We start from the raw sequence: 15,388 nt of genomic DNA on the forward strand, positions 1-15,388 counted from the left end.
GAGAGCAACCTGATGAATGTCGTTTTTCTGGATGGCGCAAGTCTGCCGAGCCCGATGGACCGGCCGATCGAGGCCACTGGCTGGATCGTTCGCGAGAAAACAGCGTTGGATCAGGTTGTCGACGTATTGGCAGATGCTGACGTCGCAATCACCAACAAAGTGCGTATCGGCCGTGAGGCGTTGGAGAAGTTGCCACGTCTGAAGCTGATTTGCGTGGCCGCCACCGGCTACGATTGCGTGGACATTGCAGCCTGTCGCGATCAAGGCGTCACGGTGTGTAACGTCCCGGCCTACAGCGCTGTGAGCGTCGCCGAGTCGGTCATCGGCTCGCTGTTCGCCATGCGCCGGCATCTGTTGGCGTACCGCGAAGCGTCGGCAACGCAATGGCCGCAGTCCTCTCATTTCTGCGTGCATGGCGCGCCGATTCAGGACCTGCAAGGTTCGACGTTGGGGATCATTGGCCGGGGCGATATCGGCAGCCGTGTTGCGCGCCTCGCCAGAGCGCTGGAAATCAATGTGCTGTTCGCCGAACACCGTGGCGCCGACCGGGTGCGCGAAGGTTACACGGCGTTCGAGCAAGTGCTCGCCATCTCTGACGCCTTGACGCTGCATTGCCCCCTCACACCTCAGACCCGCTATCTGATCGGTTCGGCCGAGATCGCCCGCATGAAACCCGGCGCGCTGCTGATCAATACCGCCCGCGGCCCATTGGTCGACGAGAACGCCATTCTTTCAGGCCTGGCATCAGGGCAACTGGGAGGCGCTGCACTGGATGTGCTGTACGCCGAGCCGCCGCAGGCCGACCACCCACTGCTGCACTGCGATCATCCGAATCTTCTGGTCACGCCGCATGTGGCCTGGGCCAGCCAGAGCAGCGTGGTGCGCCTCAAAACCGTACTCGCCGCGAACATCGGCGCATTCGCCGCCAACAAGCCGATCAATGTGGTGAGTTGAGCCCGTCAGCCATTCGTTAAAACAACAACAAGAAGGCAGAGCCATGACAAAAACAATCAGCTCTACAGTGGATGAAATGACCGAGGCGGCGGCACGCCGCAAACCGTTCTATCACCACCTGTACGTTCAAGTGCTTACGGCGATCATTCTGGGTGTGATCCTGGGTCATTTCAGCCCGGGGCTCGGTGAGCAGATGAAGCCGTTGGGCGACACGTTCATCAAGCTGATCAAGATGCTCATTGCGCCGATCATTTTCTGCACGGTGGTCAGCGGCATCGCCGGCATGCAGGACCTCAAGCGCATCGGACGGATCGGCTTCAAGTCTCTGGTGTACTTCGAGGTGCTGACCACGATTGCACTGGTGATCGGCCTGATCGGCGTGAACCTGTTCAAACCCGGCGCCGGCATGCATATCGACCCGGCAACGCTGGATCCTTCGGCGATCGCCGGGTATGCCAAGGCCGCCCACGATCAGTCAGTCGTGGGATTCCTCACCCACATCGTGCCGACGACGGTGTTCGGCGCGTTCACCGAGGGCGACATCCTGCAGGTGTTGTTCATTTCCGTGTTGTTCGCTTTTGGCCTGCAATTGCTCGGAGATGTCGGCAAACCGTTGCTCAACACCATTGACCTGATCGCCAAAGCGTTCTTCCGCATGCTCAAGATCGTCATGTACCTGGCGCCGCTGGGGGCGTTCGGCGGGATGGCGTTCACGATTGGCAAGTACGGTGTGCAGTCACTGGGCGCCTACGTGAACCTGCTGGTGTGCTACTACGTCATCGGTCTGGTGTTTGTCTTCGTGGTGCTTAACATTGTTGCCAGACTCGCCGGCTTCAGCCTGTGGAAGTTTCTCAAGTACATCCGCGAGGAACTGGTGCTGGTCTTGGGGACTTCGTCGTCCGAATCCGCGCTGCCGCGTCTGATGGGCAAACTGGAGAAACTGGGTTGCGAGAAATCCACGGTAGGCCTGGTCGTGCCATCGGGCTACTGCTTCAATCTGGACGGCAGTTGCATCAACATGACCGTGCTGGCGATCTTCATTGCCCAGGCGCTGGACATCAACGTGTCGCTGTATCACCAGATCACGTTGCTGCTGATTCTGCTGTTGACCTCCAAAGGCGCTGCCAGCGTGACGGGTGGGGCGTTCATCACACTGGCCGCAACGCTGGGCTCGATCGATGTGATTCCGGCAGCGGGTCTGGTGCTGGTGCTCGGCGTGTATCGCTTCATCTCCGAAGGCGGCGCCTTGATCAACGTCATCGGCAACGGCGTGGCGACCCTGTTCGTCGCCCGCTGGGATGGCGCGCTGGACCGCGAACAACTCAAGCGCGAGTTGGGCGAGTGACGCTGCAACCCGTTAAGCTATTGCTCGCTCTCACTGAAAACCCTGCCGTCTACCGACCTGATGATCACCGTGTTTGACTGAGATAGCCTGCGTTCTTTCTTCGCCTTCGCTCACGAAGGCTCCCTCGCGGCCGCGGCGCTTGCGCTGGGGGTGGAACACGCCACCGTGGCGCGGCGTATCGCTGCGCCGGAAACCTCGTTGAACATGAAACTGGTGGATCGTCGAGGCCGTGTCTACCCACTCACCGAGGATGGGGTGCGGGTCGCGGAATATGCCGCGCAGAGGGAGGCGGCCTCTTTCGTCCTGTTGCGCTAGGCGGACGGTGAAGAAGGCATTGCCTGATCGCGCAGAACGTTCCTGCACAGCGCAGAGCCGAAGCCAATGCGATCTTCAACATGGGCGGCTATGTGCCGGCCGGTGCGATCCCGGTACTGAGCGGTTACCTGATCGACTTCTTCGGCCTGGGTGTGGGTATCACCAGTCTGGCGCTGATCATCGCCAGCCTCGCCGGCGCGGCGCTGCTGGTGCTCTGGAGACGGTCGCCGCATCCGGTGAACGGCCCTGAAGAAGCGTGTCGGGCTGGAATCGGTCGGTAAATCCTGCGTCTGCCAACCAATATCGTTTTCACGCTGGCAGCGCCACTTTTGCTTGCGGAGGTTGATCGAAACCGGTTTTGCCGCTCAACTAACGGTTTTTGCACGGAGCATTGGCATTGACAGAACACTTCCACAGCGTCGTTCTTGGCCTGGGCGCCATGGGCGCGGCCACGGTCTACCAATTGTCCCGATCGGGCGTCAGGGTCGCCGGAATAGACCGGTTTTCGCCGCCGCATGATCAGGGTTCCAGCCATGGCGACACGCGCATCACCCGATTGTCGGTGGGAGAGGGCGCTCAATACGTGCCCATCGTGCGCAATGCTCATCGTATCTGGCGCGAGCTTGAGGCGTTGTCAGGGGAGTCGCTGTTCGAGCAGACCGGGTTGCTGGTGCTGACATCCCGCCCGGACTTCAATCCTGACGACAGAGGCGATTTCACGCTGCGCACCATCGATCTGGCGGTCCGATACGGCATTGACCATGAGGTACTGGGCGCTGACGAGATCCGCGCACGCTTTCCTCAGTTCGCCGATGTGCTGGACAGTGCCGTGGGGTATTTCGAGTCTGAAGGCGGGTTCGTCCGTCCGGAGCGCTGCATTGACGTTCAGCTCAAGCTGGCCCAGGGCAACGGGGCCACGCTGTTCAGAGGTGAAACGGTTACCGGCATTGCTGCGCAGGACAACGGTGTCGTCATCACCACTGACAAACGGACGCTTCACGCCGACAAACTGGTGATCACTGCCGGAAACTGGACGGGCGATCTGCTGGGAGAGCCGTTCGGCAAATGGCTGAAGGTTTACCCCCAGCGATTGTTCTGGTTCGCCCTGGACGACGCCCGCCTGGTGGGGCGCTCGCCAACGTTCATCTTCACCCATGGCGAAGGCGACGACGGGGTCAATTATGGTTTTCCCGCGATCAAGGGCGAGGGCAGCCTGAAAATTGCCACCGCGCAGTACCGAAGCAGCTCGACGCCGGCGGCCATGGACAGAACCGTCTCGGCAGCGCAGGGCCAGCAGATGTTCGAGGAACAGGTGAAAGGTCGCATCGCCGGGGTGTCCTCCACGGTGGTGAAATCGGCCGTCTGTGCCTACACCGTCAGCCCGGATCGGCACTTCATCATCGATGAGCATCCCGCCTTGCCGAATACCCTGGTGGTGTCAGCCTGTTCGGGTCATGGATTCAAACACTCTTCGGCGCTGGGAGAGGCATTTGCGCAATGGTGCCTGCATGGGAAATCCGAGCTCGACCTGTCCTCGTTTTCACTGGCCCGGTTCAAGGAAAGCGCGTTGACCCGATAACTGCCAGTTATCAATCAATGGAAAGATCTCATTATTATTCATCTATCGGTTGCCAGTACCATCCCGTCGGTGTTTCGAACCCATAACAACAAAATCGGCACATTCATGTGCCTGGAGTTCCCACCATGGCAACCGCATCTGACCGCCTGCCCGAATCCTCGGGCATGGGCCAAGCCAGCTTTGAAGACCGTACCTACCGCAAAGTCATCCTGCGCATCCTCCCCGTTCTGTTGCTGTGCTACATGGCCGCTTATCTGGACCGCGTGAACATCGGTTTCGCCAAACTCGACATGCTCAATGACCTGCAGTTCAGCAACACGGTCTACGCCTTGGGTGCGAGCATTTTCTTCTGGGGCTATTTCATTTTCGAAGTGCCCAGCAACCTGCTGTTACACCGCTTCGGTGCGCGGTTCTGGATTGCCCGGATCATGCTCAGCTGGGCCATCGTGTCCATGGCCGTGGCGTTCACGGTGCCGCTGGCGAAGTTTTTCCACGTCGAACCGGAAACCATGTTCTACGTGCTGCGTTTCTTGCTCGGCATCTGTGAAGCAGGGTTCTTCCCGGGCGTCATCCTTTACCTCAATTACTGGTTCCCGACGGGTCGCCAGAGTCGCGTGATGTCCGGTTTTCTGATGGCAATGCCGATCAGTCTGACACTCGGTGGCGTGATTTCCGGCTGGCTGATGACCAAGATGCAGGGCGTGCAAGGCATGGCGGGCTGGCAGTGGCTGCTGATCATCGAAGGCATTCCCTCGGTGATCATGGCGTTCGTAGTGCTGGCGTTCATGGCCAACAACATCGATGCCGCAAAATGGCTGTCGCCTGAAGAAAAAAGTCTGCTCAAGGCCAATCTCCAGACCGACAGCAAAGGCAAGGCAACGAATCTGCGCGAGGTCTTTTTCAACGGCCGCGTGTGGCTGCTGGTGCTGATCCTGCTGACCTTCAACACCGGCTTTTACGGCCTGGCGTTCTGGATGCCGTCGATCATCAAGAGCGCCGGCGTCACCAACCCGCTGGATATCGGCCTGCTGACCGCCATTCCCTACGGTATCGCCATCATTGCCATGACCCTCAACGCCCGTCATTCCAACCGGACAGGCGAGCGTCGGCTGCATGCTGCGATCCCCGCCATCATCGGTGGCATCGGGCTGATCCTCAGTGCGTACTTCGCCAACAATGTGGTGCTTTCGATCGTCTTCCTTAGCGTTTCGGCTTCGGGCGTCCTCAGCCTCATGCCCATCTACTGGACGCTGCCCGGTACCGTGCTGTCCGGCGTCGCAGCGGCGGCGGGTATCGGCATGATCAATGCTATCGGCAACCTGTCTGGCTTCACCGGTTCGATGATCACGGCGGTTGCCGAAAACCTGACGGGCAATATCAACAACGGAACGTACGTCTTGGGCGCCTGCCTGTTCGTCAGTGCCGGATTGATCCTGTCGATCCCGAAAACGATGCTGCAACGTCACACGCAAGAGACGCCGGTGCCGGGCAGCGCAGTGCCCCAGGCCTGACGCTTCGTCGCGGCTGAAACAGACCCGGTGCGACGTGCGGTTCCACCGGTTGCCTCTCAGGGTGAGTTGGCCCAGGTCATAACGGGCCGGCTTACCCCCTCCGCTGCAATTCCCACGCCCAGTAGGGCTTCGAACATCCACCCAGCGATATCTTGAACGGCTTTAGGCGACGGGTCGTGGCATTGCCTGAGTGCGTGGGCGCGAGTGAAGACGGCCACAGTCGCCGACACGTAAACTACAAAAAGCTTCTATCGATCTCCTCGATAGAAACAATCTGTAAAAGAAATGTGATTGTTTTGTGAAAATATCGTTATATCCCCTCGACCATTTACCCTCATTTGAGGGAAGGACAGGGGAAAGCACATTGCAAAGCACACAACACGACCTGAAAAACGCCTCGATGACAATACTGCTCAAGCTGGCGCTCACAGGGATCGCATTCGCCATGATCTGGCTCGACATCGCCGTATTTCATACCGACATTCTGGAAATTTCGTTCACTGAGGTTACTCAGGAAATCATGCTGTTCGCCAGCGCCTTGCTGTTCTGGTTTGCGCCAGGCGCGGCACAGCAACACGGTTTTCGAGTGCTGGCCGGGGGCTTCTTTGCCTGTCTGCTGATGCGTGAACTCGATGGCCTGTTTGACCCGATCAGCCACAGTGCATGGTGCTGGCCCTTCAGCGTGATCGCACTTGCCTGTATCGTCACTGCCTTCAAGTCGGCCAATCGCGGCGATACGTTCGATGCCCTCGCGGCGTTCGCCCGCACGCCCACCTTCGGCACGATCTCCACAGGGTTGGGCGTGCTGGTGTTTTCGCGCCTGTTCGGCATGGGCGCGTTGTGGCATCTGATTCTGAGCGACGGCTATGCGCGACTGGCCAAGACGGCAGTCGAGGAGGGCGTTGAACTGGTGACTTACTCCATGTGGCTGGCGGCTGCCGTCGAATACTTCGTGCGCCAGCGTGCGTCTGTCGCTCACGCGTCGTCGGTGGAGCACGTTGCCCTGGAACGCGCCGCGCTGGCCCGCCGCTGATACGGCTGATCACAGCACGCAAGCCGCTGCCTCATTGAAGAGGCCGCGGCTTTACTGATTGCGAGCGGACACCTTGAGCAACATGCGCGACAGCTGATCGATGGAATACGGCTTGTGCAACAGTTCGAAGCCATCGGTGCCGGACCGGGCGAGGACATGACTGAATCCCGAGGTGAGCACCACCGGCAGCATGGCAAACCTGGCGCGGATCGCATGGGCCAGTTCGATGCCACTCATGCCGGGCATGACCACGTCGGAGAACACCACGTCGAACCGACTGGCGTCCTTGTCAAGTTCGCTCAATGCCTCCTGAGCGTTGGCCGCCAGCACCGTCTTGTAACCCAGTTCAGCCAATGCCTGCACGGCAAAGGTGCCGACGTCGCCATTGTCTTCCACCACCAGCACGCACGTGCCGTGCCCATCTTCAAGAGGCAGCGGCGGCGCATCGGGCTCCGCCTCTTCGACACTGCCCGTCACCCGCGGAAGATACAGCGTGAACGTCGTACCTCTGCCGAGCTCACTGGCCACGGAAATTTCGCCGCCGGACTGCTTCGCGAAACCGAACACCTGACTCAACCCCAGCCCCGTGCCTTCACCGACATTCTTGGTGGTGTAGAACGGCTCGAAGATTTTCTCCAACTGCGTGGCCGGAATGCCGGTGCCCGTGTCGGTGATCGAAATGGCAACGAAGGGGCCGTCCAGCGCGGGATGCAGGCGTACGGACGGCATCGACTCAACCGGACGCACCGCCAGCGTGAGTCTGCCTTCGCCACGCATTGCGTCCCGGGCGTTGGCGACCATGTTGACCAACGCCGTGTCGAACTGGCTCGGGTCGGCGTTGACCAGACAGGGCGCGTCGGCCAGCTCGCTGATCAATTCGATCCGCGAGCCGGTCAATGTGCCCATCATTCCGCTGATGGCCCTGACGTTGTTGCAGACGCTGAACACCTCAGGCTTGAGCGTCTGCCTGCGGGCGAATGCGAGTAATTGGCCGGTCAGTTTGGCGGCGCGGTCGACGGTCTCGGAAATCGCCGTCACGTAGCGGATCCGGCGCGCTTCGTCCAGGCCTGGGCGCAGCAGCAGGTCAGTGGAGGAGCGAATCACCGTCATCAAGTTATTGAAGTCGTGTGCCACGCCGCCGGTCAGCTGGCCCACGGCTTCCATCTTCTGCGATTGCCGTAATGCCTCGGCCTGCTCGCGCTCGACGGTGACGTGCCGACCTGCTGCGTACACGCGGCCATCTTCGAAGGTGCCGGTCCAGCTGAACCACTTGTAGGAGCCGTCCTTGTGTCGCAGACGGTACTCGTAGGGCACGATCAATGGCGCTTCGAAAATGCCGGAAAACGCTGCCAGTGCCGGCATCAGATCGTCGGGATGGGTGTAGTCGCTGAACGTTGTGCCGACCAGTTCGCGCTCGGTCCAGCCCAGTTGTTCAGTCCAGCGTGCATTGACTTCATCCAGCGTGCCATTGGGCGAAGCGATTACCAGCAGCTCCTGTGAAAGTCCCCACGCACGGTCGCGTTCGCGGGTGCGGATCGCCAGACTGTTGGCCTGTTCCTTTTCCAGGGTGATGTCACGGCCACTGCAGTAAACCTTGCCATCTTCCAGTACGGCCACCCAGGCCAGCCAGCGATAGTGACCGTTGCGATGGCGGAAGCGGTTCTGAAATCGGGACACCGGCCGACCGTTGGCCGCCTGCGTGAACACCGCCTCGCTGGCGCGCACGTCGTCCGGGTGGACGAAGGACATGAAGGTGGTCAGCAGCTCTTCCGGCGCCCAGCCCAGTGTGATGGTCCAGGCTGGATTGGACGCCTCGATAACGCCCTGATCATTGATCACCGAGAGCAGGTCGTTACTTAACAGCCAGGTGCGACTGCGTTCGGTGGCGCGTTCGTTGACCTTGCGCTCAAGCTCCGAATTAAGGTCGCGCAGGGCGTCCTGGCTGCGGCGCAGGCGCTGGTCGGAACGGTGCCGTTCGATGGCCAGCGCAGCCGTCTGGGCAATCAGCGCGATGGCTTCGATGTCACTGGGCATCGGCGCGCGAGGCTCGCCGTAGTACACCGCAAAGGTGCCGAGAATTTTCCCGTCTGCCGCCGTGATCGGCATCGACCAACACGCACGCAACCCGTGAGGCACCGCCAGATCGGCGAAGCCATCCCACAGCGGGCTGGTGGCGATGTCCTGCACGTACACCGGTGTTCCCCGTGCCGCCGCCGTGCCGCACGAACCAATGCCTTCGCCAATGGCAATGCCATGGATCGCTTCGTTATACGCCGCGGGCAGGCTGGGCGCGGCGCCGTGCAACATGTACTGGCCGTCCTCGCTCAGAAACAGCACCGACGCCATCATGTCCTGGCTTTGCGCTTCGACGGCCAGCAACAGGTCGTTGAGCACTTCGGCCAGCGGCATGCCCGCAGCGATCTGGCCCAGCACGCGCCGTTCGCGCTCGATCAGCGCAACAGGCGAATAGCTGCCGCCCAGCAAGCTGAGGTCGATGGAAGGCTTCGCGCCAATTTCGTCAAACATGGGGAATCAGGTCCTGCATGAAGAGTGTCTCAGGGCATTTGATGAACAGGCAGGCTAAAGGCCTGACCAGCGAGTGTCGAGTGCCTGACGTGCGCGCAGCCGAGAAACCGGCGCATTGCTCAGCCTGCGCAGCTCAAACTGCGCATCGCCGCACAACCCCTTCAGCGCACGTACCCCGGCATCAGATCGTTGAACCAGAACAGAATCATGCTCACCAGGGCAGTGACCAGCAGCAGCAAGCCAACGCCCCACACGCAGGCGGCATACAGATAGCCTTGCTGCTCGTCCTTCAGACGCATTAAGGTCGGAATGCCGATGAACAACAGGAATGTCGAATAAGCCGCCGCCAGCAAGAGGACCGCCAATGCCAGCCATCTGCTGGGGTAAAGCGCACCAAGCCCGGCAATGAAGAACGGCGTGGCAGTGTACCCCGCGAAGCCGATGCACTGATGCAGGCTCGGACGTGCATCGAAGGAGCGGGACATCCAGCGGATGAATGCGCCCATCAGCACGGCGCCGATGAGGATGCTGCCGTAGAACAAGATGCACAGCTGCAATGCGCTCGAGGGCGACAGTTTGACAATCTCGTCGCCCACCAGGCTCCAGCCCACTTGAGTCGTGCCTACAAACAGGGCAACCACGGGAATCAGAGCGAGCAACACCAGATGCGCGATGTAATGCCGCGGATGCCGGGTTTCTTCGTCGCGAATGGCCCGCCAGGCATGGCCGGGGTGCGTGAACAGGTCAATGAAATGCGCAGACATTAAAATATCCTCCGCAAAATGTGTTGCCACTGCGCTCGCACCGGGGCGCAACGCAGCGGCGCGCCCGGCACTGCTAAGGCGGGTTGGGCTGGTCGTCCATCTCGGCGCTGTCGACGTCGACATCCGGCATCTTTTGTTGGCGTTGCGCTTGCTCATCGGTGTCGGCCGGCGTCTCGCCGTCGTTATCGGGAAGCTGGTCGGCATCAGGCGTGTCGCTTGGATTCAGATCAGTGCGACGGGGTGACAGCGGGTCGGGAGAATCGGGACGTGGATCATCGCCGCCCATGCCGCCCTGAAGCGTGGTTTCTGGGTTATTCATCACTACCTCCTGGCGCAGCATCTTGCTGCGCATACGCGTTGGAAATGGACGACTGCAAGGTGGTTCGAACCAGCTGACTGGCGGTACTGCGGCAGCATCCGCGGGTCGAGTCAGCCGGGCGGCGCACCGACCGGCTGCGTGCTGATTGGTTGCGCGGCGACGAGTTCAATGCCGGGCACAGGGACCGCGCCGATCAAACGTGCGCCGTCCGCTCTTTGGCTTCTGAGCTGCCAGCGCCAGGCATCGGCAAGCATGCAGTCGAGCGAGCGATGGGCCGACCAGCCCAGCTCGCGCAAGGCCTTGGCCGGGTCCGCCCAGCATTGCGCGATGTCGCCGGCGCGGCGCGGCTCATAGGTCAACGGCACGGTGACGCCACTGATCCGCTCGAAGGCCTTGACCACTTCAAGCACCGAATGCCCAAGGCCGGTGCCCAGATTCCAGACATGGATGCCGTGAGTCAGGCGCAGCGCGTGCAACGCTTTCAGGTGACCTTCGGCCAGATCCATCACATGCACGTAATCGCGGATTCCGGTGCCATCGGGCGTCAGGTAATCGGTGCCAAAAACCGACAGGGCCGGACGCTCCCCGCTTGCCACTTGCAACAGGTAGGGCAGCAGGTTGTTCGGCGTCACCGAACACGTCTCTCCGACGTCGCCCGACTCGTGCGCGCCAATCGGGTTGAAGTAGCGCAGCAGTCCGACCGACCAGCGGGGCTCGGCGTCGACCATGCTTTTCATGACGGTTTCCGCCATGAGCTTCGATTGGCCGTAAGGACTTGAGGGGTGACCGGTCGCGCAACGCTCGTTGATCGGCATCAGCGCGCAATCGTCGTAGACCGTGGCTGAGGAACTGAACACCAGGGTAAATATCCGTGCATCGGCCATCGCCTGGCAGAGGTTTACGCTGCCGCCGACGTTGTTGTCGTAATACCGCAGGGGCTCGCGCACGCTTTCACCGACGGCCTTCAATCCTGCGCAATGAATCACGGCATCAACCGGATAGCGCTCGAACAGCTCATCGAGCGTCTGACGGTCCCTGACATCACCCTCAATGAACGGGGGACGTCGGCCAGTGATTCGTGTGATGTCGTCCAGCGTTGAGCGGAAGCTGTTGCAAAGGTTGTCGAGAATGACGACTTCTTCGCCGTCCTCCATCAGCTCCAGCACCAGATGCGTACCGATGTAACCCGTGCCGCCGGTTATCAAGATCATCATCCGTCTCCGTTTACCCATTGGCTCGGCGACTGCGGGCTGCCGGACTGCGTTCTCGTCTGACGCCCTGCGGCGGCGTTGACGTGTATCGGTTTAGGGAGACGGAGTTGCCCAGTAGTTCAAGCCAGACGCTCGCCGGTGTGCGGTTCATCGGGTTCATCGGCAGAGACACTGAACGGCGGGCATCGCCTGGGCATCACATGCATTGAAGTGGCACCCTGTGATGCAGATCACCCGATGGCACTGTCAGTACATGAGTGCCGTCGAAGCCGGACACAGGGCTTCAGACTCGATTCCGCTCCCAAAAAGGAATTCGATATGAATCTTGAAGCCCGGCCGTCCCATCTTTCTCCCGTTCACGTCGACTCCGAACCGGCGGTCGCTGCCTGCGCAAGACCGACCCTGTTGTGCCTGTCGCACTTGCGCTGGGGCTTTGTCTATCAGCGCCCGCAGCATGTCATGACGCATCTGGCGAAAGACTACGACGTGCTGTTTTTCGAGGAGCCGCTGTTCGCCGAGGGCGCAGCCTGCACACTTGAAGTGGCGACGCCTGCCGCGGGCATTACGCTGCTGGTGCCGCACCTGCCGTGGGGCTTGAGCCAGTCGCAGGTCGACGCCGCGCAGCGCCGACTGCTCGATGATTATCTGACCGGGCACGCGGCAGCCGAGCTGCTGCTCTGGTATCTGACGCCGATGAGCCTGACGTTCACCGACCACCTGCACGCCAAGGTCACGATCTTCGACTGCATGGACGAACTGTCTGCGTTCAAGGGCGCGCCACCGGACCTGCTGCAAAGAGAGCAAAAGCTCATGGCTCGCGCCAATGTGGTGTTTACCGGCGGGTACAGCCTGTGGGAAGCCAAATCCAGACAACACGGCAACGCCCACTCATTGCCCAGCAGCGTGGATATCGCGCACTTCGCGGCCGCGCGCCAAACGTTGCCCGAGCCTGCCGATCAAGCCGGTATTGCTCACCCGAGGCTGGGTTTTTTCGGCGTTATCGATGAACGCTTCGACATTGCGCTGGTGGACGAGCTGGCGGCCCGGCGTCCTGACTGGCAGCTGATTCTGATCGGCCCGGTGGTGAAGATCGACGCCGCGTCGTTGCCACGCCGACCGAACATTCATTACCTGGGCCCGAAAGGCTACCCACAATTGCCGGACTATCTGTCGGGCTGGGACGTTGCCCTGATGCCCTTTGCGATCAACGAGTCGACCCGCTTTATCAGCCCCACCAAAACGCCTGAATACCTGGCCGGCGGATGCCCTGTTGTGTCCACGCCGGTACGGGACGTGGTCCGCGGTTACGGCGATTCGGGCGTGGTCACCATCGCCGCATCGGCCGAGGCCTTCATCGCGGCGGTCGAGGCCGCGCTTGAGGCAAAAACCGAAGACGGCTTCCTGCAACGCATCGATCAGGTGCTCGAAGGCATGTCGTGGGAAACCACCTGCGCCGCCATGAAGGAGCAGATCGAATGCCTCAGGTAACCGTGGAACACGCCATTCATGGCCCGTTGCATCTGAACAACGGGCAGCCGTACGACTATCTGATCGTCGGGGCAGGCTTCGCCGGCAGCGTGATTGCCGAGCGCCTGGCTGCTGGTCTGGGGCAGAACGTTCTGGTCGTCGATCGTCGTCCGCACATCGCAGGCAACGCCTACGATTGCGTCGACGAAGCCGGGGTGATGATCCATCGCTACGGTCCGCACATCTTCCATACCAACGCTCAACGCATCGTCGATTACCTGTCACGCTTCACCCAGTGGAGGGACTATTCACACCGCGTGCTGGCCCGTGTGGACGAGCATCTGGTGCCGATCCCGATCAACCTGACCACGCTCAACACACTGTTCGGACTGGACATGGATGAGGACCAGGCGCAGGCGTTTCTGGCCTCACGGGCCGAGCCGGTGGCCGATGTCCGCACGTCCGAAGACGTGGTGATCAACCAGATCGGGCGCGAGTTGTACGAGAAGTTCTTTCGAGGTTACACCCGAAAGCAGTGGGGGCTGGACCCCTCCGAGCTGGACAAGTCAGTGACTTCGCGCATTCCCACCCGCACCAATGAGGACGATCGCTACTTCACCGACACTTTCCAGATGATGCCGCTGCATGGCTACACGCGCATGTTCGAACGGATTCTCGATCATCCGCGGATCGATCTGCTGCTGGGCACCGACTTCAGGGCAGTCCGTGACCGCGTGCAATACAAGCAGCTGATTTACTGCGGCCCGATCGATGAATTTTTCGATTTCTGCTTTGGCAAACTGCCCTATCGCTCGCTGCGTTTTCAGCACGAGACACTGGCGCAAGGTCGCTTGCAGGCCGTGGCAGTGGTCAATTTCCCCGATCCGGCGGTGCCGTATACGCGGATCACCGAGTACAAACACCTCACCGGGCAGGAGCATGCGCGCACCAGCATCAGCTATGAGTTTCCCTGCGCCGAGGGTGAGCCGTATTACCCGATCCCGCGCCTGGAAAACGCCGAACTGTACAAGCGCTACAGCACACTGGCGGACAATACGCCGGGCGTGACGTTTCTCGGTCGGCTGGGCACTTACAAGTACTACAACATGGATCAGGTGGTAGGACAGGCGCTCGCGCTTTATCAGCGGATCGAACGAGAGCATTCCAGCAGTGCGCCCACGGGCGAGCTGGAAATCCGATGATCGCTGCGGGTGCCCGGCCAGCGGGTGGCCGGGATGAGTGAATCGCGCCTGTTCAGTTCATTCGTGATGGCCGGCTATGAGTGTTCTAGCCAGCGTCGCGGCGATGGTCGACGGCTGGATCTTCAAGCCTCCAGCGGCCACGCGAAATGGGTCAGCCAGGACTACGGCAGGCTGGCAGAGCTGGGTATCAAATGCGCCCGTGACGGCTTGCGCTGGCACTTGATCGAAACGCGTCCGGGGCACTACGACTGGCGCAGTTTCCTGCCGCTCTTGCAGGCCGCGCGCGACCAGGGCATTCAGGTGGTGTGGGACCTGTGTCATTACGGCTACCCGGACGACCTCGATATCTGGCGTCCGGCGTTTGTCGAGCGTTTCGCCCGGTTCGCCGGCGCGGCTGCAAGGCTGATGGTCGAGGAGGGCATCACCGCGGTGACCTATTCGCCGGTCAACGAGATTTCATTCTGGAGCTGGGCGGGCGGGGAGGTTGGCTACTTCAATCCGGGTGCGCGAGGACGAGGGCAGGAGCTCAAACACCAACTGGTGCGCGCCAGCATCGCTGCCATCGACACTATCAGGGCGCATATGCCCGACGCACGCTTCGTTCAGTGCGAACCGTTGATCCACGTGATCGCCGGTACTCAACGCGCTGGCGACATTTCCCGGGCTGAAGGCTATCGACTGGCGCAGTTCGAAGCCTGGGATCTGCTCGCGGGGCGCCAATGGCCGGGATTGGGTGGCCGCGAAGCGTATCTGGACGTCATCGGGGCCAATTTCTATCCGCAGAACCAATGGGCGCTCAGCGCGGGGAAGATCCTTCGCGGCGACGCCGATTTTCGACCGTTGGCCGGCATGCTGGCGGAGGTGCATCAACGCTACCGTCGTCCGGTGTTGCTCTCGGAAACCGGCGCCGAGGGCGACGAGCGCGTTCCCTGGCTCGACTACGTGGCGACGCAACTGGCTGCGGCGCGAGCGCGGGGTGTCTGCATCGAGGGGCTGTGCTGGTACCCGTTTCTGGATTACCCCGGCTGGGACGATGACCGCTATTGCCCCGCCGGGGTTTTCGGCTATGCAGACGGCGAAGGCAGCCGCGCGTCTTTTCACCCCTTGCATCAGGCGTTGCAAGCCCTGGGGCGAAACCCTGAACTGCGCCGTTAGCCTGCTG

General features: G+C 61.1%; 14 protein-coding genes. 10 read left to right on the forward strand and 4 right to left on the reverse strand.

All coding sequences use genetic code 11. The annotated features are described in order from the left end of the window. Positions 1-12 precede the first annotated feature (12 nt). The 7 genes from BMZ10_RS03015 (at position 13) to BMZ10_RS03045 (ending at position 6,737) form a co-directional block, all read left to right on the forward strand. Positions 13-954: a D-2-hydroxyacid dehydrogenase gene (locus BMZ10_RS03015; RefSeq protein ID WP_093458565.1), complete on the forward strand. Its 942-nt coding sequence runs from the start codon at positions 13-15 to the stop codon at positions 952-954. 76 nt (positions 955-1,030) lie between these two features. After that, on the forward strand, positions 1,031-2,299 hold the full coding sequence (locus BMZ10_RS03020; protein WP_177182074.1) for a dicarboxylate/amino acid:cation symporter: 1,269 nt from the start codon (positions 1,031-1,033) through the stop codon (positions 2,297-2,299). An 87-nt stretch (positions 2,300-2,386) separates the two neighbouring features. Further along, complete coding sequence (locus BMZ10_RS03025) at positions 2,387-2,614, forward strand: LysR family transcriptional regulator (RefSeq protein ID WP_371265937.1); 228 nt, start codon at positions 2,387-2,389, stop codon at positions 2,612-2,614. A gap of 26 nt (positions 2,615-2,640) precedes the next feature. Next, a complete protein-coding gene (locus BMZ10_RS03030) occupies positions 2,641-2,895 on the forward strand; it encodes a hypothetical protein (RefSeq protein ID WP_371265938.1) in 255 nt (84 codons plus the stop codon). A 116-nt stretch (positions 2,896-3,011) separates the two neighbouring features. After that, a complete protein-coding gene (solA, locus tag BMZ10_RS03035; protein WP_093458568.1) occupies positions 3,012-4,193 on the forward strand; it encodes an N-methyl-L-tryptophan oxidase in 1,182 nt (393 codons plus the stop codon). 125 nt (positions 4,194-4,318) lie between these two features. Beyond that, positions 4,319-5,704 (forward strand): MFS transporter, encoded by a 1,386-nt coding sequence (locus BMZ10_RS03040; protein ID WP_093458569.1) that lies wholly within the window; start codon positions 4,319-4,321, stop codon positions 5,702-5,704. A 364-nt stretch (positions 5,705-6,068) separates the two neighbouring features. Beyond that, positions 6,069-6,737, forward strand: a complete 669-nt coding sequence (locus BMZ10_RS03045) for a hypothetical protein (RefSeq protein ID WP_256214310.1) — start codon at positions 6,069-6,071, stop codon at positions 6,735-6,737. Between the two features lie 51 nt (positions 6,738-6,788). On the opposite strand, the gene BMZ10_RS03050 is transcribed toward BMZ10_RS03045, so the two are convergent. From BMZ10_RS03050 to galE, 4 genes are all read right to left on the reverse strand, one after another. After that, positions 6,789-9,263, reverse strand: coding sequence for a PAS domain-containing protein (locus BMZ10_RS03050; RefSeq protein WP_093458571.1), 2,475 nt, complete (start codon positions 9,261-9,263; stop codon positions 6,789-6,791). A 161-nt stretch (positions 9,264-9,424) separates the two neighbouring features. Continuing rightward, positions 9,425-10,027 (reverse strand): Yip1 family protein, encoded by a 603-nt coding sequence (locus tag BMZ10_RS03055; protein WP_093458572.1) that lies wholly within the window; start codon positions 10,025-10,027, stop codon positions 9,425-9,427. Between the two features lie 73 nt (positions 10,028-10,100). Continuing rightward, complete coding sequence (locus BMZ10_RS03060) at positions 10,101-10,346, reverse strand: hypothetical protein (protein ID WP_093458573.1); 246 nt, start codon at positions 10,344-10,346, stop codon at positions 10,101-10,103. Positions 10,347-10,456: 110 nt separating this feature from the next. Continuing rightward, the gene (gene galE, locus BMZ10_RS03065) at positions 10,457-11,557 is read right to left on the reverse strand and encodes a UDP-glucose 4-epimerase GalE (protein ID WP_093458574.1); all 1,101 of its coding nucleotides are present in this window, start codon (positions 11,555-11,557) and stop codon (positions 10,457-10,459) included. A gap of 318 nt (positions 11,558-11,875) precedes the next feature. Here galE and BMZ10_RS03070 point away from each other — a divergent pair, with 318 nt between their 5' ends. From BMZ10_RS03070 to BMZ10_RS03080, 3 genes are read left to right on the forward strand one after another with little or no spacing between them, the layout of a single operon-like run. After that, on the forward strand, positions 11,876-13,045 hold the full coding sequence (locus tag BMZ10_RS03070; protein ID WP_093458575.1) for a glycosyltransferase family 1 protein: 1,170 nt from the start codon (positions 11,876-11,878) through the stop codon (positions 13,043-13,045). Continuing rightward, the gene (gene glf / locus BMZ10_RS03075) at positions 13,033-14,226 is read left to right on the forward strand and encodes a UDP-galactopyranose mutase (protein WP_093458576.1); all 1,194 of its coding nucleotides are present in this window, start codon (positions 13,033-13,035) and stop codon (positions 14,224-14,226) included. The genes BMZ10_RS03070 and glf overlap by 13 nt, the downstream gene beginning before the upstream one ends. Positions 14,227-14,259: 33 nt before the next feature. Beyond that, complete coding sequence (locus BMZ10_RS03080) at positions 14,260-15,381, forward strand: beta-glucosidase (RefSeq protein WP_093458577.1); 1,122 nt, start codon at positions 14,260-14,262, stop codon at positions 15,379-15,381. Positions 15,382-15,388: the final 7 nt, after the last annotated feature.

It is taken from the genome of Pseudomonas sp. NFR16 (genome assembly GCF_900108875.1).
In the GTDB taxonomy this organism is placed as follows: Bacteria; Pseudomonadota; Gammaproteobacteria; order Pseudomonadales; family Pseudomonadaceae; genus Aquipseudomonas.

Coding starts and splice junctions, on each gene's coding strand:
- BMZ10_RS03015 (WP_093458565.1), top strand. CDS start 13: ATGAATGTCGTTTTTCTGGATGGCGCAAGTCTGCCGAGCCCGATGGAC.
- BMZ10_RS03020 (WP_177182074.1), top strand. CDS start 1,031: ATGACCGAGGCGGCGGCACGCCGCAAACCGTTCTATCACCACCTGTAC.
- BMZ10_RS03040 (WP_093458569.1), top strand. CDS start 4,319: ATGGCAACCGCATCTGACCGCCTGCCCGAATCCTCGGGCATGGGCCAA.
- BMZ10_RS03050 (WP_093458571.1), bottom strand. CDS start 9,263: ATGTTTGACGAAATTGGCGCGAAGCCTTCCATCGACCTCAGCTTGCTG.
- BMZ10_RS03055 (WP_093458572.1), bottom strand. CDS start 10,027: ATGTCTGCGCATTTCATTGACCTGTTCACGCACCCCGGCCATGCCTGG.
- BMZ10_RS03060 (WP_093458573.1), bottom strand. CDS start 10,346: ATGAATAACCCAGAAACCACGCTTCAGGGCGGCATGGGCGGCGATGAT.
- galE (WP_093458574.1), bottom strand. CDS start 11,557: ATGATCTTGATAACCGGCGGCACGGGTTACATCGGTACGCATCTGGTG.
- BMZ10_RS03070 (WP_093458575.1), top strand. CDS start 11,876: ATGAATCTTGAAGCCCGGCCGTCCCATCTTTCTCCCGTTCACGTCGAC.
- glf (WP_093458576.1), top strand. CDS start 13,033: ATGCCTCAGGTAACCGTGGAACACGCCATTCATGGCCCGTTGCATCTG.
- BMZ10_RS03080 (WP_093458577.1), top strand. CDS start 14,260: ATGAGTGAATCGCGCCTGTTCAGTTCATTCGTGATGGCCGGCTATGAG.